This is a genomic window from Aeriscardovia aeriphila (assembly GCF_002259595.1).
In the GTDB taxonomy this organism is placed as follows: Bacteria; Actinomycetota; Actinomycetes; order Actinomycetales; family Bifidobacteriaceae; genus Aeriscardovia; species Aeriscardovia aeriphila.
Window position 1 is genome coordinate 177,687 of the sequence record NZ_MWWU01000001.1, and the last position, 23,689, is coordinate 201,375.

The window sequence follows — 23,689 nt, forward strand, 5'->3', positions numbered from 1 at the left end:
GCCAGGCTTTCATCTGTAGGCTGCTCATGGTATAAAGATAGTTTGTATTCTCGTACGTACGAAAGAGAAGGCATTATGAAGCAGGATATTCATCCAGAGTATGGCCCAGTGGTCTTCCGCGACCGCACCGGCAACCTTACTTTCATGACCAAGTCCACCCTGGTGAACGACCCTCGTTACACCGAGACCATCACCTGGGAAGATGGCAACGAGTACAAGCTGATCGACGTTGACACGTCCTCCGCTTCTCACCCGTTCTACACCGGCAAGCGCACCGTTCTCGATACCGCCGGCCAGGTGTCCAAGTTCGAGGCTCGTTACGGCAAGAGGAAGAAGAACTGAGCACGTCTGCTCACGTGCAGTTCGTTTGAGCGCCTGAAAGTTTGCCACTTTGAGGTCGGAGGAAGCCTTACTTATGCTAGCGGGTAAGTTTTTCACCGTGTCGCTCAGCCTCTGACGAAGTCACGTCACAGCCCGGCAGAGCTCATCGCAAGAGTTCTGGCGGGCTTTTTCATACCCAAAGCGCAGCCTGCTGGTACGCGGGCCGCCGATACTGGCTACGACGTATGCTGGCGACAAACAGCCGCCGGTAGCACCTGCCCAGTGCGGCCACCAGCCAACCCCAGCCGCGCGGCCATCAATGAGGAGGAGAAATGTGCGGACGCTTTGCTGCAGCCTGGGAGCCCAGTCTCATCGGCGAACTACTTCACGCCGAACTCGCCCCTCACCTGCCCCACCCTTCCTGGAATATCAGCCCACAAAGTAGCATCGCCATCGCCCTTGCTACAGCTCAAGGCCATACCAAGATTGTCAGCGCGTATTGGTCGCTGATTCCCACAACTTCCTCTACTGCGCATCTGGCCTACCCCACCTTCAACGCTCGTGTGGAAAGCGCGCTGAGCAAGCCCACCTACGCTGCCAGCGCTGAGCGTATGCGAGCTATCATTCCGGTGAGCGGCTACTACGAGTGGAAAAGCGGGCGCGAACCGTATTATTTCTCGCTCACCGACGGAAAACCGCTGTGGTTAGCTGGCCTCTACTCGTGGTGGCCTGAACGCGAACTGAGCGAGGAAGAAGCCAGTAAGCGTGGGTACGTGTACCCGGTTCCTGGTAAGAATTTTTCCTCGCGGCTGAGCGCAACCATTCTTACTCAACAAGCTCAAGGCGAACCCGCTCAGGTTCATTCGCGCATGCCTGTTTTTGTCCCTGATAATCTTGTGCCGGACTGGCTGAATAGAAGCGTGCCGGGACGTGAAATTTTCCCTGAGCTCCAGCGCCTTTCCACAAGCCTTCTGCCCGAGCTTGACCAGCATCGTGTGGCGCCACTGAAAGGTGACGGCGAGCAGTTGACTAACGAGTGGTCTCCCGCACAATCAAGTCTCCCCTTCGACGAATAAGCTCAGCAGGGCCTTCCAACTTGCCTTCAATACGGTCATCCTCGGCTCCTTCCCTGCTTACAGAGTGTACCTTGGCTACCCACTGATTCTGCGGGTCCTGTAAACCGCGAGCTCTAGTGAACAGCGCGACCCTGGCCTGCGACCCTCTTACCGTCCAACGTTGCGCCCGTCGGTGAGCGTCTCGTCGTTGACTTGCGCACTGATCCACGTCATGATGAGCACGCTGAAACGTTCAATTTGCGCGGGAGTAAGCGGTACGCCTTGCTTGACTCCCCACCACTTGTGCATGCATCCGCGGCAGCAGGTTGCCGTAGCATGTTGGGCGGTGAATACAGGATGGCCTCGCCAGGGTGTTTGCCGCCCGTCATTGCTGGGGTTTGCCGCCGCCAGGCGCTGGGTGAGGAATTGACGCGCATGCTGGTGGATGGTGACTGGGCCTTTTTTGAGCGCATAGTCAAGGTCTGCGCTACTTAAGCGGAAGCTGGAGCGGAATTTCGAATGGGCAAGCCGGTAAAAGCAGTTTTCCACCCATTCTTGCGTTGCTGCATCGATGGAAACTACTGGCATCACCGCTTCGCTGACTACTGGCTCAGCTTTCCCGAATTTCTCAAGATTATCACTGTCGTTATCGTCCTCATCGAAGTCAAAGCTCAACTGTTGGGCGTTATCGAGATTGTGAACCATGTGCTACCTTCTTCCTCTTCCATTATCACTGTTCTCAGCCCCAATTCGTCAGTGCAGGAGGCACGACTCACCCGGACTCGGGAGGCACACAGCGCCACGGCCCAACCCGCCTGCGCCGCGGCCTAGAGCTACCAACCCAGCCCGAGCCGCGGCCTAGCGCACCCCGCCCGGGCGCGGGCAAAAAATAAGGCCGGGGAGAGAGAAGCCCCGGCCATACTATGAGAGAAGAAGAAAGATTCAATTATCATGCCGAAGCATGGTCACCAGAAGGATCACTCACTGTTGACCCCACCATTATTAAATAGGATTTTCATTCTGCCAAGAGGTTTTTCCTGTGAATTTCCTTAAAAATTAGACTGATTGTCACCATTTGTTTATGATCCTCTCGGAAATCTCTCGACATTACCCTTTCCGCCGTTCGGTGAGGAGACTGAACGTACCAAAACCAGCAAACCACACCAAGCCCAAGAGCGCAGGCAATAATGTCTCCGAGCTGAAAAACAGCGTGACATACACGAACAAGAAGAACACAATCGCCACGCGATCCCACACCTGATAGCCGCGCAGCAAGAAGCCATCCTCCAAAAAATCCTCGCTCTGGCGATAACGCATATGCGCAATCATCACCAACACGTAGATGACGATAATCACCGCCGACGAGGTCGAGGAGAACAGGGTAAACAGCGCTGGCAAACCCGGCAGCAAACTCAGCGCAGGAGAAACCAAAATAATCGCCGCAGAAAGCATGATCGCGCGCGCAGGAACGCCATGGCGGGACACTTTCACCAGCGCCTTCAACTTCGGCTCATGGCTTCTGCGAGCCACCGCATACAGCTGACGGCCGGCGGTAAACACCAGCGAGTTCATCGAGCTCATCGCAGCCGTAATCACCACGAAGAACACGAGAGCCGACGCCCAGTTCACACCCGCAAAGCGGAAGACCATAATAAACGGCGAAGCAAAGCTGCCATCTGCAGCCGGCTTAAACATCTTCCACGGCACAATCGCCATAATGGCAAGCAGAGCACCCACATAGAAGATCAAAATACGGTTGATAATCTGGTTGACTGCCTTGGGCAGCACATGGCGAGGGTCCTTCGTCTCGGAAACAGTATTGCCGAGAAGCTCAATCGTCTCATAGGCGAAGAAGACCATTTGGAAGCTGAGAATAAAGCTCATCCACCCGTTGGGAGCGAGCTGATAATCTTGGAAAATATTGGTGACACTTGCCTGCCCAGCCGGGATGGCGACGCCTTGAACAACATGGGCAGGGTAGCTAAAGTGCGTAATAACCATCACAATGCCAGTGATAATCATGCCAATAATGAGGCTGATTTTGATCATGGCGAACCAAAATTCTGTTTCACCAAAAGTCTTCACCGAAATCAAGTTGATGAGCAGGATCAGCGCGACGGTACAGACCTCGATAAGCCAACGCCATGGCGCAAGATTAACACCGAAGCCTAAGAAGAACGTGACAAAATATTGCGAGACTGCGGTGAGCTCGGTCATACCGATGATGAGCAGCACCAGCCAATACGACCAGCCAGCAAAGCGCCCCCACCCTGAGCCTAAATACCGGCCAATGAAGTTGATAAAGCTATGCTGCGTCGGGTCTTGGTAGAGCATTTCGCCGATGGCACGCATGAGAACAAACATCACCGCGCCAACGAGCATATAGACCACAACGATGGAAGGGCCGGTCAGAGCGATGGACTTTCCTGAGCCAAGGAACAGGCCAGTGCCAATAGCTCCACCAATGGCGATGAATTGGATGTGGCGGCCAGTCAGGCTGCGCTCGAAACCATCTTCACCCTGGGAGTCCGTAGCAAAACGATTGTGATTGGCATAATCGATGTTAATCTCACCGTCTTGGCCGGATGGGGTAGTCATAGTCCTCCTTGAGCTCGCGCCACCGTACCGGCTTGCAAGCTAATATTCGTACCTTCACAGGCTAGCACTCAGGCTCACTGAAGCACATAAGAAAAATGGCTCTAACACGAAACTAGAGCCATTCTCTCACGGTGTCTGCGCAGCCTGCCAGCACTGGTCACCGGACTCGACCAGTAGCGAACACGCGCGCGATCCGTTAGCTTTACAGGCGGGTGACGAGAGCCTCCCATGGGTCCAGACGTTCGTTGAGCAGAGAGCCTGCAATGTTAGAAGCATCATCGTTGGCAATCACCACGCGGGTTGGGCCAATCTTTCCTTCCAACAGCTGCTGGCACTCAACAGGGATCAGCGAGTAGGTCGAGCTCATGTTGACCATCACCAGGTACTGCTGGCCTTCATGCTTCTCTCCCTTGTCGTCGGTGTAAGGAGCAAGAGTGCGTGTGAATGCATACACATTCTTGTCATCAGCAGCAACAAGCTGCCAGGAGCCAGCAGCTACCACCATGTCGTGATGACGAAGGTCGATCAGCTGCTTGTAGAAGGCACGCACCGAGTTGGGGTCATCCATCTGAGCCTGAGCATTGATGTGATCCTTATTCGGGTTCACCTTAATCCATGGCTCATTGTCAGAATCTGCTGGCATGAAACCAGCGAAAGTGGAAGAATCCCACTGCATAGGAGTGCGAGCATTATCGCGGCCCACGCGGTAAATTCCTTCCATCATCTTCTCTGGAGTCGTTTCCCCAGCTTCAATGCGCTGGTGATACAGATTAATGGACTCCAGGTCGCGGTAGTCGGAGAGCTTGTCAAAACGGACGTTTGTCATACCCAACTCTTCGCCTTGATAGATATACGGAGTGCCGCGATGCATATGCAAAAGCAAAGCCAACGCTTTAGCCGAGCGCACGCGCAGCTCTTCCGTCGAATCGTCACCAAAACGGGAGACCATACGCGGCTGATCATGGTTATCCAAGAACAAAGAGTTCCAACCCTTGCCAGCGGCAGACTCCTGTTGTTTACCCAAGCTCCTCTTCAGGTCAAGCGGGCTTTGAGCTGGAGCATCCCACTTTGGCCTACCTTGTGGGTCGTCCAGATGGGTGAAGATAAAGAGCATGTCCAACTCATGATTATCAGGATTGGTGATCTCCTCTTGACGTTTACCTTCAATACCTGGCGCTTCACCTACGGTGAGGAAGCCCTGACGGCCTTCAAACACTTCGTGGCGCATTTCCTTCAAGAACTCATCCAAACGAGGGCCATTCGAGCAGAAGGGGTAAGGGCTGGAGAAGCCGTCAGCACCAGCAGGTTCTGTTTCCAATTCGCTGCCTGGCTCGCCTGGAAGGCGACCGTGAGAATCAATACGCTTGGAAATCTGGGTGATGACGTCCATGCGGAAGCCGTCGATGCCGCGATCAAGCCAACGATTCATCATCGCATACACAGCCTTGCGAACCTCAGGATTCTCCCAATTGAGGTCAGGCTGCTTCTTGGAATACTGATGGAAGAAGTATTCTCCTCGCTTTTCGTCGTACTGCCATGCCGAACCACCGAAGTAGCTTCCCCAATTGTTTGGTTCTGCGCCTGGAGTGCCTGGCTTATGCCCCGGGCGTGCTGGACGCCACCAATACCAATCAGCATGAGGATCATTCTTATCGCGAGAAGCCTGGAACCACGCATGCTCATCCGAGGTATGGTTAACCACCAAATCCATCACAATCTTCAAACCACGCGCATGAGCCTGCTCGAGCAACTCATCCATATCAGCCATAGTGCCGAACATGGGATCAATATCCTCATAGTCGGAAATATCATAACCATTGTCATCCTGAGGAGAACGATACACAGGAGACAACCACAACACATCAACACCCAGATCAGCTAAATAATCCAGGCGAGAAGTAATACCCTTTAAATCACCCAAACCATCATTATTCGTATCCTGGAAACTGCGCGGGTAAATCTGATACACCACAGCATTCGACCACCACGGGTTTGGCGTTGCTCCGTTCGTATGGATGGAATCAGGCACTGACAGCCTATTCTGAGCAGTCATCTTTGACCTTTCTCTCTTACCTCCTATTTTCTTTCATTATAAAAATAATTCAGAGACTATACAAGGCACTTTACGTCGCTTTTGTAATGCGCAGGCTTCTTTCCCTCACCCTCACCACAATAATTAATTCCGACAATATGAGGGGGGAATTCGCTATTCAGGACCTTCGGCAGATAGTAAAAATGACGAAGTGAGCACTCTTTCAATTCAATTATTTACTTTGAATTATTCATTTAATATACTCTTTTCAGATTTATTTATTGCCATTAATATTCTTTTTATTACCATCAATGATAATCTTTTTTCTCTACTCTTCCTTCTGTTATTTATTTCTATTATTTTAATGACTTCGTAACACGGCTTGTAATGTATTGATGCTCTTCTTTTTTTGCTTTCTTCTCATAGCATGGATACCTCATGGTGATCACAGCAGTAAAACGACAGAAACACAAAGGCCGAGCCACAACAGTGACTCGGCCTTACGAAAAGGTTCAGTTACATCGGTGAGCAAAGGCTCAGTAAGCTCACTCGCCCTTCACAGCGCCACGCATCACACCAGAAATGACCCACTTCTGCGAGATGACGTAAACCACCAGAACAGGAAGCATAGCCATCAAGTAGGAGGAGAATGCCACTGGGTAGTTCGTAGCAAACTGGCTGGAGAACACGTACTGTGCCAGAGGGATAGTGGTGTTCGACGCATCAGTCATCACAATCAATGGCATCAGGAAGTCGTTCCACGCCCACAGAGTAGTGGTAATCGCAATGGTGGCATTAATTGGTCCCATCAGAGGCATGATAATCGTGAAGAAGATCTTCCACGTACCAGCGCCGTCAATACGAGCTGCCTCTTCCAAAGAGAATGGAATCGAGTTAATGAATGCCGTTGCGATGAACAGGTTCGTACCCAAGCCAAAGATCACGTACAAAATGATCAGGCCAATGCGGTTATCCAAGTGCAACATACCCATCTGCTTTGCCAGAGGAAGCATAAGAACCTGGAATGGCACGAACATAGCAGCAATGAAGAAGAAGTACAGGAAACGGAAGAACTTCTTATCCTGGTTCCTTGCCACTGCATAAGCTACGAAGGTGTTCGTCATCAGCGTGAGAACAACAGCAGCAACAGTGATAATCAGAGAGTTAAAGGCGACGTGACCCAGGTCAACCATCTGAGCTGCAGTCGAGAAATTCTCCCAGTGCATCTTGCTTGGCCAGTCGAAGCCACCAACTGTTGCTGGAGTCTTCAGAGCCGTCACCAGGGTGAAGTACAGAGGGACAAGAATCACCAAGGAGAGCACAGCCAAAACAATGGTCAAAGGCCAGTTAACGGTATGCCTATCCTTGCTCTTGACTGCCTTGCCGTTAGCATCCTTCAACGATGCCTTCTCGCGAGTCGCGAGAGTACGAGGGTCAGCTCCACTCATGGGAGCAGCAGAAACGTTTGTCATTGTCATCAGGACCTTTCGCTTCTCACTTCTCAAGCTTTTTGGAGATGGCCAGCTGGATGCCTGCAATGATGAGCAGGACCACGAAGAAGACCACTGCGTTAGCCGTCTGGTAAGCGAACTCGCCGCCAGTCAAGCCATTGTTGAAGATCAAGTACGTCACCGTCTCAGTCTGAGAGTTTGGACCACCGCCCGTCAAAGCAACCACCTGATCAAAGGTGTTCATTGCGTTCTTCATCGTCAGAACAAGATTGATGGTGAAGAATGGTCCAATCAGTGGGAAGGTAAGCTGCCAGAATGCCTTCCAAGCGTTGGCACCATCGAGGGACACAGCTTCATACAAGCTCTGGTCGATAGTTTGCAAACCTGCAAGGTAGAGAAGCGTGGAGTAAGCCACACCCTGCCATACGGAGAGGAAGACGATCGGGAACCATGCCATCGAATCAGATGTCAGCATGGATTCCGACAGCCAACCAATATGCAATGCCTGTCCCCACGCTGGAACAACGGCCATGAAGATGTACTTAAACACATAGCCAATAACCAGCACGGAGAGAATGTATGGCACGAAGAAGATCGCGCGGAAACCGTTCTTAAACGCGATCCTGGAGTTCAAAGCCACAGCCAAGAACAGGGCGATCACATTGACGAAAATGGTAATCACAATAGCGATGGCAATGGTGAACAGGTAAGCGTGGCCCACGCGGTCATCCTGGAACAAAGCGCCGTAGTTACGCAAACCAATGTAGTGATAATCTCCGTAACCCTGAGAGTTCGTGAAGGAGTAGAGAACACCCCTCACAAACGGCAGGTACAAGAAGAGACCAAACAAAATTGCTGCAGGAACGGCCATCCAATAATAAGCCGGATCCACATGGCGGGTAGAGAAGGAAGAAACCTTTGCCTTCTTGGCCTTACCTGCAAGGCGAGCCTGACCGGCGGAAACTGTCGTAGACGTCATTTCACTATCCTTTCTTTACTCACGCTCACAGGTAGGAGAAGTTACGGGACTGAACCTTGTCCCATTCCTTCTGCATTCCCGAAATGAACTGTGGAACGTTCTTGCTAATCACAGCAGTCTGCATCATGCCACCCAGGTTGATGGAGGATGGGATGTTATGGTCAGCAAAGTCGACGAGTCTGTTCTCCTTGTAGAACTTTTGAATGGTCTTCAAAGCAGGATCACCAAAGTGAGTGTTCTTCAGAGGAGTGATGGCGCTCTGCTCGTCGGCATACTGGTTAAGCGACTTCTCGCTCATCAGGAAGTTGATGAATTCCATAGCTTCTTTAGGATGCTTGGTGTTCGCGCCCATGGTGAGCATCACGTCGTCGCCAGCAACCAGCAACTGCTGCTGAGGATTATCAGTAGCAGGAAGTTGTGCAAAGCCGAGGTCTGCATCCTTCTTCACCATTCGCACCTGAGGAATGGCGTACGTACCCAAAGGAATGATGGCGGCTTTGCCCTGTGCGAGGTTCTGAGTGCCCTGCTGGTAGGTCACGCCCTTGGTGGAGGTGGACATATCCAACAACTCAACGGTGAGTTGAACTGGCTTGGTCCAAATCTCCTTGAAGGTTGCCTCACCCTTGCGCAGCTTGTCGTAGTCGGAAACAGGAGTGGTGGTTCCTGCGAAAGAGGAAAGAGGAGCCTGCGTCGTCCAGCCATCAGCAACGGTGGCTTGAACTGGGTTCACACCGCAATCCTTGAACTTTTGGACAATGGCCTTGAAACCAGACCACGTCTCTGGTGGGTTCTCGGGGTCAACACCGCACTTGCGCCACACGGTCTTGTTGTAAATGTAGCCAGAAGCATTTCCTGCAAATGGGAGACCATACACACGCTTCTTTGCGGGGTCGGTGGTCTGAACCAGGTTGCGAGAAATTTCAACCATGCCCTTGTTGAGCTTCTTGACGATCGGGTCGTTGGTGAAATCGTGGAACATGCCTGCAGCAGCGAATGTTCCGAAGCTGATATCACCGTTGAAAGTAATAACATCAGGCACGCGGTTCTTCACGAAGCGCGTACGCAAATCAGTCTGTGCGTTGGCCGAATTGTTGATGTTGATATGAATATGCGGGTGTTCTTTTTCAAACTGACGAGCCAAAGTCTCAAACTGATTCTTTGCTTCGGCCTTAAATTGGAAGAAGTCCAGGGTGACGTCATTACTGCCCGTCACTCCACAGCCCACAAGGGACATCGTGGTAGCAACCGAAACTGCGATAGCTGCTGCTGCCCTGGCCACCTTCCTGACCATGCCGGAATGTACCTGCATCGGATGTGACCTTTCTCCTCGTTGATACTTCATCAGTCGTTCTCAGGAACTTATTTTCCCACAACCAGCTGGAGCACGATTGCTGAGCGAAATTTGCAGTGCAAATGTTGCTGTGCGAACTTTGCCGAGCAACTCATGCCATCCCTGCTGAATGAACTCTGGGAAAATTCATTCTGTAGGAAATGCTTCCTCACATCTCCGTATCTTTTATTGTCGACGGTCTTTTTTTACTTTCAAAACCAGAACAAATGCAATAAGATGAAATTAATACAGAGTCGCGCGAACTTGAGCCGCCTACTTCTGAGTGAATGAGAGAGAGTTACTATGGCAGATTTCGATAAAGCAGCGCTTCTTCCGCCACAAGCCGCCCAACCATGGTTTGACGGTTCTGAGTGGACGCACCGTCTCGCAGCCGATATTTTGATGTATGGCCCTATTTCTCGCACAGGCCTCGCTCGTCTCCATTCGCTCAGCCAGGGCACGGTTTCGCGTATTACCGCCGACCTTATTTACGACGGTGTTATTACTTCTACCGATGAAGAAAACTCCCACTCCCCTGTCGACGAGCAAGACGCAGAAGATAAAGACTCTGCAGGCCGCGGCCGCCCACAGACTAATTTGCGCATCAACGACGATGCCAACACCTTTGTGGGAATTAATCTGCGCGGTGAAGTAGCCCGCGCGATGCTCGTTAACACCTCCTGCAAGCAGCAAGGAAGCGTGCACGAAGAGTACTTCACTGACACCACTCCCGAAAATGTGACCCGCTCTTTGGCCAAGCTCATCGACCAGTGCTGTGACGAAGCAAAATCGTTGAATTTGCCGACTCCACGCATGATAGGCGTGAGCATTGGCGGCCACATTATGGACGATGGAACTGTGGACCAAGCCCCATTCTTGGCATGGAACCATCGTGTTGATTTGGGCGGAATGGTGTCCGAACTGACAAATATTCCGTGCTACATTTTCAATAATTTGGACTCTTTGCTGCGCTATCAGCAGTGGTTCGGCGCAGGAATTGGCGAAACTGATTTCGCTATAGTCACCGTCGGCGCAGGCGTCGGCTACGGCTTGGTTTCTGGTGGCGAAGTGGTGCAAGCTCCGGGAGAATCCTACGGATTAGCAGGCCATATTCTCATCGACCCTGACGGCCCAGCCTGCTTGTCCGGTCGTCGTCATCGCGGTTGCTCGCAGTGCTTAACGAATGATTCTTTGGCTCAGGAATACTCGGAAATGATGGGTTCTCCAAAGACTTTCGACGACTATGCTCATGACGTTGAGCAAGGCGTTCCTCAGGCCAAGCGTTTGGTTCAACGGGAGGCTTTCCGTATGGGAGCTCTTCTTGCTGTGGTGGCAAATATGGCGATGCCACGTACCATCTTTATTTCTGGTGAGTCGTGCTCTATTTTAAAGTATGCAATGGAGTCGATTCGCATGGGTTTGGCGGAGTATCGTCCGAGCCGCGCTCCTGAGGTTGAGTTCAGCATTCTTCAGGATGACGATTCCCCATGGATGATGGGCGCTGCAACAGAAGCAATCCGCCTCTTCGTCCTCGGCCCAAAGATGGCGCTGAGGTCGGCGCTGACGCGAGAATGACGGTATTCGACTTCCGGCGTGCTGCGGTGCGAGCGGAACTCGGGTGCTGACAGGCTTAGCGAAACTCGAATGCCGACGGACTGGCAGCGTTGGAATGACAGCATTCCCCACGTTTTATACATCAAAATTTGTATGGGCGGCTTGTGATGAGCAAGCCGCTTTTCTTATGCCTGACGACGAGCAGTGGTTGCGACAGCGGCAGCAGCGACAGCGTTCATGGCACTCATAGCAGTCATGACGGCCGCCGCACTCATGGCAGCCGCCACGCTCATGGCGGCCGCCGCGTTGCGACGAGCGTTCATGGCGAAACATGAATTCCTTAGCGATGGAGTGAGCGTCGCAAACGACTCAATTATTTCTTGTACTTTTTTCTTCTCAGAGCCCCGATTTATTGCAAAATAGCGAAACAATATTTTCGCAAATGGAAAAGCAGAAGAAAATCGCGGGAAACTCTGTAATAAAATGGATTTCTGGAACGTTCGAGAGTGGTAAAACCTTCACAATGTTTTTTGCAAAAAGTAAAAAACGGCGTGTTGAACCGCAGATGGCGCCGCTTCCTCATGCGCAGCATGAAGAGAGGCCACCCACCTCGAGCAATACTTCATCGTACGAGGAACAGGTGGCCTCTCTTGCGCCGGTTGCCAAGCGTTTCCACACCCGTGAAAGCCAGCACCTGCAAGCTTGTAACAGGCGAATATGCAGGCGGCAACCAGCGCGGAAGCGGCTCAGCCATTCGTTCTCAGATTGGCCAATTCTGACAATCTCGAGAAACTAACTCACCAGCCAGTGCTACCACCAGCCAGTGCTACCACCAGCCAGTGCTACCACCAGCCAGCGCTACCACCAGCCAGCGCCGCAGGCGGCAACAGCCACAGAAACACCAGCACTACCCAGCAGCCGGCCAGCAACAGCCAGCCAGCGTCACTCTTCCACTTCGTCGACGACGAAGAGAACAGCTTGAGCCGGATGGAGGGACGGCGGGCGAATTCCGTAGCGAGAAAGAGCCTCGCCATCCAGCGTCACCGAACCGCTGAAGGCAGGAGAAACTGGAGAGGCCGAAGAGACCTCAGAAACTTCGCCCTCGGAAACCGCAGATTTCGAAGAGACCTCAGAAACTTCACCCTCAGAAACCGCAGATTTCGAAGAAGCTCCAGCACCTGCGGCACCACCACGAGCACCTGCAGCACCACCACGAGCACCACCGCCAACAGCCCAGAGCAGGTCGCTTTGGCCATTGCCCTTCTCAGGCATGTCAGCAACGGAAGCAGGCAGGAGGCTGACACGGTAGAGAGAACGCGGGTTCAAGCCCGGCAAACGTACTGGCTCAGCTGGGTAGCTGCGCGATGCAGTCAGCTGCGTGAAACGGTAGACTGCCTTCGAACCGTCCTGGGCAACAACGCCATCAACATAGGCTGCTGGCTCATCGCTATCATCTGGACCGGAGTGCACGACCATGCCTGTGGAGAAGAGCGGGCGCAAAGCCTTGTACGCATCCACCCACACGGCCAGCTGCTCGAGCTGCTCGGCAGGAACTGTGAGCAGGTTCCATTCCACGCCCAAGTGGCCGAAGAATGCCATGGCTGCTCGCAAGCTCAAGCTGGTTGCGCGCTTGGTAGAGTCGGCTGGGGATTTGCCGATATGCTCGCCCAGAATCTCTGGCGGGACAATCACGCTATCCCAACGCTGGTTTTCTTCGCGTTCGACGGGGTCAACGCAGTCGGATACCCACACGCGGTCGGCGAAGCGCAGCATGCCAAGGTCGATGCGGCCACCGCCGGAGCTGCAGGATTCGATCTCCAAGCCAGGGTGGTTCTTCTTCAGGCCTTGGAAGATGGAGTAGACTGCGCGAGTCTGCTCATGCACTGCTGGACGGCCGGAGTATGGGGAGATTGGCTCAGTGACGAGCTTATTGTGGTCCCACTTGATGTAGTCGATGTGCAGCTGTGAAACGAGCGTGTCCATGGCGTTGAACACATGCTCGTAGGCGGCTGGGTTGGTCAGGTCGATGACTTGCTGGTTGCGCCCTTGCATAGGCAGGCGGCCGAGCTCGCTACCTGGTTGGTTGGAAGCGCTCGCGCGCAAAATCCACTCTGGGTGTGCGCGCGCAGTGTCCGAATCCGGGTTGATCATCTCCGGTTCGAACCACAAGCCAAACTGCATGCCCTTGGCGTGAACATGGTCAGCCAAAGCCTTGAGCGAATGCTCGCCTTCTGGCCACACCGCAGGGTCAACCGACCAATCTCCCAAGCCCGCATTATCGGAGCGGCGGTGCATGAACCAGCCATCGTCCACGACGAAGCGTTCCACACCTGCATCAGCTGCCTTATCAGCCAAAGCTGCCAAAGTGGCGTAAGAATGCTCAAAGTACACAGCTTCCCACGTGTTAAGCAGCACGGGGCGTTGCACCTGAGCAAAGCACGGGTGAGCTGCACGCACGAAGCGGTGGTAGCGCTTACTGGCTTCGTTCAAACCGTTACCATACGAGCCATACAGCCATGGGGTTGCGTAGGTATCACCCGGTTCAAGCGACACTTCCCCGCCGTAGAGAAGCTCTGCACCAGAAATCTGTGGCTCGCAATAGGGCAGCTTTTCGGCGGCCATCACCGAGTTGCCCGACCATCCCAGGTGTTCGACGTACACTTCGCCTTCCTCGAAGCTGAAGCCTGGGGTTCCTGCGGCGAGCAGAAGGCTAAAGTCGAAATCTGGCCTTCCTGCCATGGCGACCTTTTCGATGCGGCTCATCGACAGCTTTTGCCTTTGCGCACGCCTCTCGTGCAGGTGATGGCCGGTGGTGGTGAGCACTTCGCTGGCACGTGACGGCAGCGGCCAGCCCAATTCCACCTTGGAAATCTCAAGATTATCAGCACCATTATTCTCGCCACTTGCCATTGGCTCGTTATTCACCAGGCGAGCGCTTTGGCGGATGAGGCCACCAGGCAGCATTTGCAAACGCCAGTTCACCGCGATGTTCTGCGCACTATCGCGAGCGATGACGTTGACTTGCACGCCACCGGCGGCTCCTGGGTCAAGCTCGGCGTCGAGGCCATCTCCTTGGGCGGGGTCGATCAGCGTTGTGGTGATCTCTTGCAACTCAAAGTTGAGGAAAAGCTCGCGCGTACCGCGGCGAATGTCGAGACGCTTAGCTCCGATCCACGCTTCTGCCTGAGTGGGGAGAATGGAAGGCCATGTGGTGTCATCCAACTCGCCAGAAACACGCTGGGGGCGCTGGGCTTCGTACAGATGCAGGACGTGGCGAGGGTGGGCGAGGGCGCGACCCCAGTGTACGAGGCGAGGAAGTTCCTTATCGCGAGCAACCAGTGCAACGCCAACTTCGCCGTTGTCGCTTTCCAAGTACACGCCCTGAAGGCTGTGCTGACCGTCGAGGGTGGTGTCGTTTAAGCTGACGATGCGAACTCCTGCTGAGGACGTCAGTTCTGTCATTTATCATCCTTCCGTCACAGTGTGGTGGCGTGAGAAAGCAAGTAAACTTCCCAACGCTAAGCACATCTGAAAACCCTCTTCTTCTCTGAAGAGAGCATCGATATATTCAGGGTAGACGCACAATTTATTTTTGTCACAAAGTAAAAAAATGGATATTCGGCAAGCAATGCCCGCCGAATATCCGTGATCGCAATAATCTTCAGGCCTGATAACTCAGGAAAACAGACCTTTGAGAAGAGAATTAATTCTTCTGCACTCCTGAGATTTCATCGATCTTCGCAAGCTCTTCCGCGCTAAATTCGATATTGCGCAAGGATTTTACGTCATCGAGCACCTGGGATGGGCGGGATGCGCCCACCAACACGGAGGTGACTTGCTTATGAGAGAGCAGCCAGGCGATTGCCATTTCGGCAAGCGTTTGACCACGCTGCTCGGCCATGCCGTTCAACGCGCGAATCTGAGCCAAACGCTCGTCTGTCAGCGCGCTCTTGTTGATATAGCGTGGGTCGCGGCCAATTCGAGAGTCTGCTGGAATGCCGTTGAGGTAACGGTTGGTGAGCAAGCCTTGTGCCAGTGGCGAGAAAGCTGTGATGCCGATGCCGTTGTTTTCTGCGGTTTCGAGCAGGCCGTCACGCTCCACCCAGCGCTCGAAAATGGAGTAGCTGACTTGGTTGATGACGAATGGCACGTGCATTTCGCGCAGCATATTGGCTGCTTTCACGGTGTCACGAGAACCGTAGCTGGAGATTCCCACGTAGAGGGCCTTACCTTGGCGAACAATGTCGGCCAGAGCGGTCATGGTCTCTTCCAATGGGGTATCAGGGTCGGGACGGTGGTGGTAGAAAATATCCACGTAGTCGAGGCCGAGACGCTTGAGCGACTGGTCAAGGGATGCCATGAGGTATTTGCGCGAGCCCAAGTCACCGTAGGGGCCAGGCCACATGTCCCAACCGGCTTTGGTGGTGATAATCAGCTCGTCGCGGTGGTGGGAGAAATCTTCCTTGAGAAGCTTGCCCAGGTTCTTTTCTGCTGCTCCGTAGTGAGGCCCATAGTTGTTGGCCACGTCGAAGAGGGTGATTCCTGCGTCGAAGGCAGTGCGCAGAATTTGGCGCATATTCTCGTAATTGCCGTTGTCACCGAAGTTGTGCCACAAGCCCAGGCTGATTTGTGGGAGCAGAAGGCCTGAGCGGCCAGAACGGTTGTAACCCATGCGTCCGTCGTAACGGTGAGGATCCGGGGTGTAGGGCGGATCGATATCGCACATCTCGACCATAAATTCTCCTTTATGAGGTGTTCTGCGCTGGTGCGTCCGCCATATGGCGAATGGTGAAGCAAGCTGAAGCGTCAAGCCCCTCGCTGAAGCGTCATCCGCTTCATGAGCTTGCATCGCTTGATTTTCACTACGCGAACACGGCACGTCTGTGTGCCGACTCTTCTAGCCTAGCCAAACAGGAGCGCACCATGCCAGAACATCAGTTAAAGAATGTAAGACACTGTTCACCAGCGTCTGCATTGACAGCTAAGGCCCTCTTGCACCGCTTACAGCAAGTACCTTGCTGGTGCGGTAACGAAGATTCCGTAGATCATACGGGCAAACTCTTCATCAGGTTCCTGCGCGCCTTTGGAAAGCCAGCGAGCGGTCACAGAAATGCAGGCAGAGAGAAGAACTGCAGTGCCATAATCTTCTGGCAAGCCGCAGTACGACATGCTCAAGCCTGGGATCTGCTGGGTTCGCATGCGGAACACTCGCGTAATAGCGCGGATTGCACGCTCCGAGAAGTATGGGTCACCATTCGGGCCGACGAGCGGCTGGAGGAACCCGATGTTCTCGTGCATGTAGCGAATGCACTGCAAGATCGCCTCATAGGTGAACATGGACATGCCTTCGCCCTTGACCCAGCGGTCCACCCGGGTGCTATCACCCACGCGGCGGCGAATATCCAAGGATTCGTTGAGCTGGTCGACATGTTCTGCCGAGCTGGGAACCGGAGCAGTCATAGAGAACATGAGCGAGCAGATGTGGGAGATGATGATGTCTTCCACCGAGGCGATGAGGTCTTCCTTACCGGCGAAGTACAGGTAGATTGTGCCGCGGGAGAGACCCGATTCGCGGGAAATATCCGCCACGGAGATGGTGCTGAGCTTTCTTCCTGCTCATCAGCCTTCCCAGTGCTGCCACGAGTTGTTCGATGGTGCGGCGTACGCGGGGAGAGGTGAAGTGCAGGCGGCGGTGTGCGGCCTTGTCGCTGGTGCGCTTCTCTTCTTCAAATCTCTCTTGGGTTTCTTTGTGGTTGGGCACTTCGACAGGGTTTCCGGCGGTGACCATAGCCGAGAGGCTGGTGGTCAGGCTTGCGGTGAGGTCGTCGCTGCTCATGGCGATGTCGGCGAGCACTTGGCTTTCACGCGTAATATTCGTGTCGTCGGTCAAGGAGAAGCGGTCGGAGTTGATCATCTGCTGGCCGAGTTGCTCAGCTGCTTTGCGCGTTTCAGCGCTGACCCTATCCTGCTCTTCTTTCAGCCAGGCTTGGTAATCTTCGTCCTGGTCGTCGCCGTAGAGGCTTTCGATCAGCTCGTCTCGGCTCATATCTTTCGCTTCAGGATTATCACCGCTCTGATTCTTCTTCGCAGCTTCATCCTGTGTGTTTTCGTCCGCTGCGGCTTCGCCTGGCGTGCGTGTCCCTGCGCTTTCGCGCGCATTCTTCGAAGGGCGCGCGCCACCCGCGGAAGTGTCACTGTTCACTGCAGTTTTCGGGTCACGCTTGCGCAGTGGTTGCGTTCGCTCGCTCTCGTCGAGCTCGCTTACCCGCTGGCTTTCTTCGGCTGCGCTTTCCGCGCGTTCGCTGTCGCGAACTGCGCGGTCGAGCAGGCGGCTTGCCAGCTCGCTGCTCACATCGCTATGACGCTTTTTCACTGCTCGTGCAGCTTTTCGAGCCTGTTCAACGGCATGGCGGGCAGCACTTTCGGTTTGGGCGGGGCTAGGTTCGGCGTCAAAGCCGTGAGCAGCATCCTCAAAGCTGTTGCCAGCTGGTGGGAAGCCGTTTGCTGCCTCATTATCCTCTTGCGGATGAAGCTGAGCCCGCTGCTGTTGTGATGAGAAATCAGGCATCTGGTCTGTCATCCTCCCCATACCAGTGAAGTACTGGTATGTGTCTCTCTGTGAGGCTTATGAGAGAGAACTCATATTGTCGATATCGGCCCGCAAGCTTCATAAGCCTCGGATGCACACTTACCCGATGTCACCTGAGGTAAATGAGCGTGCGCTCACTTTCACTATCTGCTTGAATAGCTTGACAGAAAGTCTTGCCATTCCTGATATTTCAAACTGACGTTCACATAAACTTCACATTTGTTAATCATCATGGCCGTTAAACGACCGCCTTCAATAATACACTTCTATTGTTTATGTTCAATTTCGTCTTGTGATGAACACGCTCACATTCCTCTCTCATGAATGTGAGAGGCTAGACAGACGGCACAGAAAAATATATAATTCCCTGAAATTTGAACACTTTGTTCATTTCCAAGGAAGGAGCTGCGCGCTAAGAAATGGCCCAAGCCACGCCTTAGCACACTGACAGGTATACGGCTTCACCTCATAAGCCGAAGGAGAGATATGCGCACGATCTGGGCAATATACCGGCGAGACATTCGCCGCCTCTTTGCCTCCTTCCCTATGGTGGTCATCACCTTAGGCATCAGCATCATTCCCTGCTTCTACGCATGGTTTAACATCGCTGCCGATATGGACCCCTACGGCAACACCTCCCACATCCAAGTTGCCGTGGCCAACGAGGACGAACCCGTAGAATCGCAGGCAGCAGGCAAACTCGACGTCGGCTCCCAGATCATTGATAATCTCAAGAAAAACAAGGATATCGGCTGGCGCTTCACCACCAAGCAAGCCGCCCTCAACGGAGTCAAAGCCGGCAGCTACTTCGCCGCCATCATCATCCCCACCGACTTCAGCGCGCGCCTGGCCTCCCTCGCCGCCTTCGACGACACGCCTCAGCAGCCGAAGTTGCAGTATTACGTCAACGAAAAGGCGTCAGCAGTCGCACCGAAAGTCACCGACTCCGCCTCCTCAACCCTGCAACAACAGCTGATTTCCACCGTCGTCACCGAGGCTTCCCATGCGGTTGCCAGCCAGGTGAAGAGCTTCGCCACCACCTACGACAAGCGCCAGCGTTCGCTTCTCTCCCGCACGCTCGCCCAGATCGCGCAGGCCAGCGACAAGCTCACCATCACCAGCGACTCGCTCAAGGATTACTCCGAAACTCTCTCCAACACTCGCACGAGCCTAGCCGCAACAACGGGAACCCTACGCACTCTCTCCAGCCAAGCGCAGAAAGTGAAGAAGGACCTCGCTTCCGGCGACACTACCTTGGCCCAAGCTCGCCAGGACGCTCAAAACCTCGCGCTCTCCGTCAACCAGGCCTCCAGCAAGGCAGCTTCCGAGGTGAGCAGGATCTCGGCGAACGCTACGGCGACTTCATCGAGCGTTGCCAGCGATATTCATTCTGCCCACGGCACCGCCTCCGGCGTTCTCTCCCGCGCACAGTCGGCACTCGACGAAGCACAGGGCATTCGCGATAGCTTGCCTGACCTCGCCAGCTCCCTGCGCGACCTCGCCAGTTCGCCCAACGTTCCCGCAAACGTGAGCGACCAGCTCATTCAAGCCGCTGGGCTCATCGAAGGCGTGAAAACCATCGCCGACTCGACGCATGAGGCAACCCAAACCTTGGTTTCTGGGGTAAGCTCCACCGTCGATTCGCTCGATTCCACGGCTAACCAAGCGGACACTGCTATTCACCAGCTCGCCGATTCGACGAGTACACAGGTCAACGCCCTGGCCGGATTGAACACGTCCTTGCAAAATACCGCTGTTCCCGCGCTTTCTCACGGGCTCGACTCCCTTTCTTCGGCAAGCTCGCGTTTGACGGCAGCCCTCGACGAAGTGTCCGAGCTGTCCAGCAGCTCCGTCACCGTGATCTCGCGGCTCGACCACACGCTGGCAAAGCTTGACGACGCTCTCACTACTACGCGCCACGAGTTGGATACCACGCGCGATCAGTTGAAGAATATGGCCACCGACATGGCTACTCTCTCCTCATCGCAAGCGGTTGCTGACATTGCGTCGCTCATGCATCTGGATGCGAAGGGTATCGCTTCCTTCATGGCGTCGCCTGCGCAATTGGTAACGAAGACAGATTACCCGATGAAGAACTATGGCTCTTCTATGACGCCTGTTTTCGTGTCAGTGGCAATCTGGGTGGGCTCGTATATGTTGGCCATGGCCTTCCGCTTCGATGTGGACAAAGAAGGCCTTACCGACAAGCGAGGCCGCACGCTGCATATTTCTGCACGCCAAGCCTATTTGGCCCGCCAGCTCTTCTTCGCCACCTTCGCCACTTTCCAGTCGCTCATCGGCTCGATAGTTTCCATGTTCTTGGGCATCGGCGTGGAGCATCCGGTGGCTTTCGCGCTCACCAGCGTTCTGTGCGCACTCGTGTACAATAGCATTATTTACTCGCTATCCGCCTGCTTCGCTCATGTGGGTAAGGTGCTCTCGCTCATCATTTTGATTCTGCAGATTCCAGGCGGCACAGGCATCTACCCGATCGAAATGATGCCGAAGGTGTACCAGGATATCAGCCCTTGGCTGCCGTGGACGTATGGCATCAAGATGATGCGCGAGACGATCGGCGGCTACTACCAGTTCACTTGGCTCAACAGCTTCTCGATTCTGATGCTCTTCTTCGCCTTCTCCCTCGTGTTGGGCTTGGCGCTCAAGCCGTACTTGGTGAATGTGAACTCCTTGTACGACAGGCGTTTGCTCGCAACCGAATTCTTCGCCACCGAGTCGGGCGACGATCTGCCAACGACTGGTATTCCGCGTTTGTCGTCCATTCTGTCGACTTTGGGCTCGCGTGGGGTCTACCGCGCCAAGCTTGTCGAGCAGGTGGATCGTTTCGACCGCGTCTACCCGTACCTCATTCGCGGTGGCTTCGTGGTGGCCTTGCTTTTGCCATGGTTGCCATTCGCCCTCATCCCGACGAATAACGCCCGTCTGGCCTCTTTGGGCATTTGGTTGATTGTCAGCCTGGTGGACATCCTCTTCCTCACGATCGTGGAGGATATTCACGATAATTTGCATCGCAGCCTGTCAATCTCGGATATGACGGATCAAGATTTGCACGCTCTGTTAAACGAAAGGGGTGAATGATGGACCCCAAGCTTCAAGCGCAAGTGCACGACGACATTAAGAAGCTCGCCGAACATGTGAGCCACCGCAATGAAGGCTTCTGGAAGCACTTTTGGAATTTGCCGTTCTTTAACCCCTTCCGCATTTTCTGGCGTGATTTCCGCTCGGTGACGAACTCGGCTATTCCGCTCATCTGCGCGGTTGGACTGGTGATTATCCCGAGTTTGTACGCCTGGTTTAATATTGCGGGCGCATGGAATGTGTATAACAACACCGGAAGCTTGAAGGTGGCTGTCGCTAACCTCGACGAGGGCTACCGCTCCGATATTGTTCCGACGCGCATCGATGTGGGTGAGAAGCTCGTCTCCGCCCTGCGTTCGAACGACCAGTTGGGCTGGACTTTCACTTCGCGTCATGACGCAGTGGAAGGTGTGCGTTCGGGCGAGTATTATGCGGCTATCGTCATCCCCCAGAGCTTCTCTCGTGACATGATGACGCTGTTTAGCCCGCAGATTCACCACGCGAAAATCACGTATTACACGAATGCGAAGCAGAACCCGATGGCTCCGATTATTACGGGCAAGGGTGCTACCACCGTTCGTGACCAGATCAACCAAACTTTCACGAAGACGATGACGAGCGTAGCTTTGGATGTTGCCTCGGCGATGAGTTCGGCTCTGCGCACAGATGAAGCGCGCACGTCTTTGGATTCTTTCGTCAAGAATGTGGATGCGACCGCTTCTCAGGCTCGCTCGCTTTCTGGCGTGATTGGCGCGTATTCTGCGGTACTGAGCTCTGCTGGTGACGTGGTGGATGCTGCGTCGGCGATGCTGCCTAATGGTGGCGGCGCTGGTGACGGCGCTGGTGACAATTCTGGTTCCGGCACCGGCTTGCAAGATGCTGCTCGCTCTGCCATCGACTCGGCTTCCCGTGAGGCAAAAGCTGCTCGGAATAGCGCGCGCGATGCTTCTTCTGCGGTGAAGAACGCGCTCAAGCAGTCGGATGATGCTTTTGCCAACGCGCAGAAGGCGGTGACCTCGCTGCTCGACACGGTGTCAACGTCGTCGCGCACGTCAGCGTCTGAGCTTTCTTCGTTGGCCGAGCGTACGGATGCGCTGGCGCAGTCGTACGCTTCGCTGTCGGGTAAGCTGACGGATTTGGCGTCGCAGTTGCATTCTCGTGCGGGGCAGCTGCGCGATCAGGCAAATTCGTCGAGCTCGCAGCCGGTTTCTTCGGCGCTGGCTCGGGCTGCTGACAGGCTCGATTCGACGGCGGATCGCATTTCGTCGCAGGCGCAGGCTCTCACTCGCGTTCATGATTCTCTGTCTTCCAGTTCTGCGGCGCTGAAAAAGGCGGCCGAGTCGGTTACTGGACGCACTGATAATCTCGAGAAGCAGAAGCAAGAGGCCAAGCAGGCTCTCGCTTCAGCACGACGCGAGATTACCAGCGCGCAAAATCAGGCCTCTTCCCAGCTCACTTCTGCTACTTCGTCGCTGGCGCAGATCGTGAGCGACGCTTCTTCCACTGGCCTGACCCTCACCGGATTAATGGATCAGGCGTTGAATAATGCCGGCCAGGCGAGCGAGAAGATGAACGGCTCGCTTGCCACAACGCTTGATAATCTCACGGATACGCAGAAGAGGTTGGGCAAGCTTGCCGACGAGCTGAGCAGTTTCAGCCAGAGCGCGCGTGAGGCTTTGAATTCGGGTGCAACGGATGCGCTCAAGCAGTTGAGTTCGGAGGAGCCGGAGACTTTGGCAGGCCTTGTTTCCCAGCCGGTGGGTGTGGAAAGGCATGCTGTTTTCGAGGTGAAGACTTTCGGTTCGCAGATGACGCCTTTGTACGGCATTCTTGCGGTGTGGGTAGGCGCGACCCTCATGTCGGCGAGCACGTCTGGCGTGGTGAGCGAGCGTAAGAAGCGCGGTTTGAGGAGGCTGACGAAGAACCAGGAGTTCTGGGGCCGTTACCTGTCGATCGTGTTTATGACTGAGCTTCAGGCGTTGTGCTTGAGTTTGGGCTGCTTGTTCTTCTTGAAGGTGCAGTACGCGAGGATGGATTTGTTCATTCTCACCTTCCAGATTGCGGCTTTCGTGTTCTCCTTCTTCATCTATTGCATGGGCGCTGCATTTGGCGTGGTGGGTAAGGCGATCTGCGTGATTGTGATGATCATTCAGGTGTCGGGCTCGTCGGGCCAGTACCCCACCCAGCTCATGCCGGCTTTCTTTGGCCGGGTGCGCCCGTGGTTGCCGGCGACGTATGCGATGGATGCTTTGCGCGCTGCGATTGCTGGTGTTTACAACAACGATTGGCTGTGGAATATCGGCATGCTCTGCCTCTTCCTCATCCCGTCGGCGCTGTTGGGCCTGGTGGTACGTGAGCCGCTGAAGAAGCTAATGGCTGGCCTAACTGCGCTCTCTCATCGCTCGCATCTCATGGCGCTGGGCGGATAGCCGCTGAACGGATAGCCGCCGGGGAGATTATCACTGCGCACTGCCCCCGCGGCCGAGCTACGCTGCCCTGCGACTGAACGCCGTGAACAGGCACTAGGGAGAAGGCCAGAGGCTTACCTCTGGCCTTTTCCCTATCTATCTTCCTGAAACTGTGCACAACGCACACGAGCCGCAGTTATCTTTACATTTCTCACCGTATAAACGGTGCTTTCTGAGCTATAATGGATAGCTAACCTAAGTGGCACGACGCCGTGC

General features: G+C 54.3%; 17 protein-coding genes. 6 read left to right on the forward strand and 11 right to left on the reverse strand.

Annotated elements, in window-relative coordinates:
• Positions 1 to 75: 75 nt before the first annotated feature.
• Together AEAE_RS00755 and AEAE_RS00760 are read left to right on the forward strand one after the other, a co-directional pair.
• Positions 76 to 342, forward strand: a complete 267-nt coding sequence (locus tag AEAE_RS00755; protein WP_094689266.1) for a type B 50S ribosomal protein L31 — start codon at positions 76 to 78, stop codon at positions 340 to 342.
• Between the two features lie 311 nt (positions 343 to 653).
• Positions 654 to 1,397, forward strand: a complete 744-nt coding sequence (locus tag AEAE_RS00760) for an SOS response-associated peptidase (RefSeq protein WP_094689267.1) — start codon at positions 654 to 656, stop codon at positions 1,395 to 1,397.
• 147 nt (positions 1,398 to 1,544) lie between these two features.
• Here AEAE_RS00760 and AEAE_RS00765 read toward each other — a convergent pair whose 3' ends face one another.
• The 6 genes from AEAE_RS00765 to AEAE_RS00795 form a co-directional block, all read right to left on the reverse strand.
• Positions 1,545 to 2,081, reverse strand: a complete 537-nt coding sequence (locus AEAE_RS00765) for a DUF4186 domain-containing protein (protein WP_094689268.1) — start codon at positions 2,079 to 2,081, stop codon at positions 1,545 to 1,547.
• Between the two features lie 402 nt (positions 2,082 to 2,483).
• Positions 2,484 to 3,974, reverse strand: coding sequence for an amino acid permease (locus AEAE_RS00770; protein WP_094689269.1), 1,491 nt, complete (start codon positions 3,972 to 3,974; stop codon positions 2,484 to 2,486).
• A gap of 202 nt (positions 3,975 to 4,176) precedes the next feature.
• The gene (locus AEAE_RS00775; RefSeq protein ID WP_094689270.1) at positions 4,177 to 6,027 is read right to left on the reverse strand and encodes an alpha-glucosidase; all 1,851 of its coding nucleotides are present in this window, start codon (positions 6,025 to 6,027) and stop codon (positions 4,177 to 4,179) included.
• A gap of 524 nt (positions 6,028 to 6,551) precedes the next feature.
• A complete protein-coding gene (locus AEAE_RS00785; protein ID WP_420809221.1) occupies positions 6,552 to 7,478 on the reverse strand; it encodes a carbohydrate ABC transporter permease in 927 nt (308 codons plus the stop codon).
• Positions 7,479 to 7,500: 22 nt separating this feature from the next.
• A complete protein-coding gene (locus AEAE_RS00790) occupies positions 7,501 to 8,436 on the reverse strand; it encodes a carbohydrate ABC transporter permease (RefSeq protein ID WP_094689272.1) in 936 nt (311 codons plus the stop codon).
• A 25-nt stretch (positions 8,437 to 8,461) separates the two neighbouring features.
• Complete coding sequence (locus AEAE_RS00795) at positions 8,462 to 9,745, reverse strand: ABC transporter substrate-binding protein (RefSeq protein WP_094689273.1); 1,284 nt, start codon at positions 9,743 to 9,745, stop codon at positions 8,462 to 8,464.
• A gap of 324 nt (positions 9,746 to 10,069) precedes the next feature.
• On the opposite strand from AEAE_RS00795, the gene AEAE_RS00800 reads away from it, so the two are divergent.
• Entirely contained in the window at positions 10,070 to 11,341 is a 1,272-nt protein-coding gene (locus AEAE_RS00800) for an ROK family protein (RefSeq protein WP_094689274.1), read from the forward strand.
• A 164-nt stretch (positions 11,342 to 11,505) separates the two neighbouring features.
• Here the strand turns inward: AEAE_RS00800 and AEAE_RS06745 are convergent, their stop codons facing one another.
• Entirely contained in the window at positions 11,506 to 11,643 is a 138-nt protein-coding gene (locus AEAE_RS06745; RefSeq protein ID WP_158520447.1) for a hypothetical protein, read from the reverse strand.
• 119 nt (positions 11,644 to 11,762) lie between these two features.
• Between AEAE_RS06745 and AEAE_RS06675 the strand changes: the two genes are divergently transcribed.
• Positions 11,763 to 12,116, forward strand: coding sequence for a hypothetical protein (locus AEAE_RS06675; protein WP_148139929.1), 354 nt, complete (start codon positions 11,763 to 11,765; stop codon positions 12,114 to 12,116).
• 146 nt (positions 12,117 to 12,262) lie between these two features.
• Here the strand turns inward: AEAE_RS06675 and AEAE_RS00805 are convergent, their stop codons facing one another.
• The 4 genes from AEAE_RS00805 to AEAE_RS00820 form a co-directional block, all read right to left on the reverse strand.
• Positions 12,263 to 14,782: an alpha-galactosidase gene (locus AEAE_RS00805; RefSeq protein WP_094689275.1), complete on the reverse strand. Its 2,520-nt coding sequence runs from the start codon at positions 14,780 to 14,782 to the stop codon at positions 12,263 to 12,265.
• 241 nt (positions 14,783 to 15,023) lie between these two features.
• Positions 15,024 to 16,046 carry an L-glyceraldehyde 3-phosphate reductase gene (mgrA, locus tag AEAE_RS00810; RefSeq protein ID WP_094689325.1) on the reverse strand — a complete coding sequence of 341 codons (1,023 nt, stop codon included), beginning with the start codon at positions 16,044 to 16,046 and terminating at the stop codon, positions 15,024 to 15,026.
• A 275-nt stretch (positions 16,047 to 16,321) separates the two neighbouring features.
• Positions 16,322 to 16,909 (reverse strand): TetR/AcrR family transcriptional regulator, encoded by a 588-nt coding sequence (locus AEAE_RS00815; RefSeq protein ID WP_158520448.1) that lies wholly within the window; start codon positions 16,907 to 16,909, stop codon positions 16,322 to 16,324.
• Positions 16,845 to 17,909 (reverse strand): hypothetical protein, encoded by a 1,065-nt coding sequence (locus tag AEAE_RS00820; RefSeq protein ID WP_148139931.1) that lies wholly within the window; start codon positions 17,907 to 17,909, stop codon positions 16,845 to 16,847. The genes AEAE_RS00815 and AEAE_RS00820 overlap by 65 nt, the downstream gene beginning before the upstream one ends.
• 486 nt (positions 17,910 to 18,395) lie before the next feature.
• On the opposite strand from AEAE_RS00820, the gene AEAE_RS00825 reads away from it, so the two are divergent.
• Positions 18,396 to 21,005, forward strand: a complete 2,610-nt coding sequence (locus tag AEAE_RS00825; protein WP_094689278.1) for a YhgE/Pip domain-containing protein — start codon at positions 18,396 to 18,398, stop codon at positions 21,003 to 21,005.
• Positions 21,002 to 23,434, forward strand: coding sequence for a YhgE/Pip domain-containing protein (locus AEAE_RS00830; protein ID WP_094689279.1), 2,433 nt, complete (start codon positions 21,002 to 21,004; stop codon positions 23,432 to 23,434). The genes AEAE_RS00825 and AEAE_RS00830 overlap by 4 nt, the downstream gene beginning before the upstream one ends.
• Positions 23,435 to 23,689 lie beyond the last annotated feature (255 nt).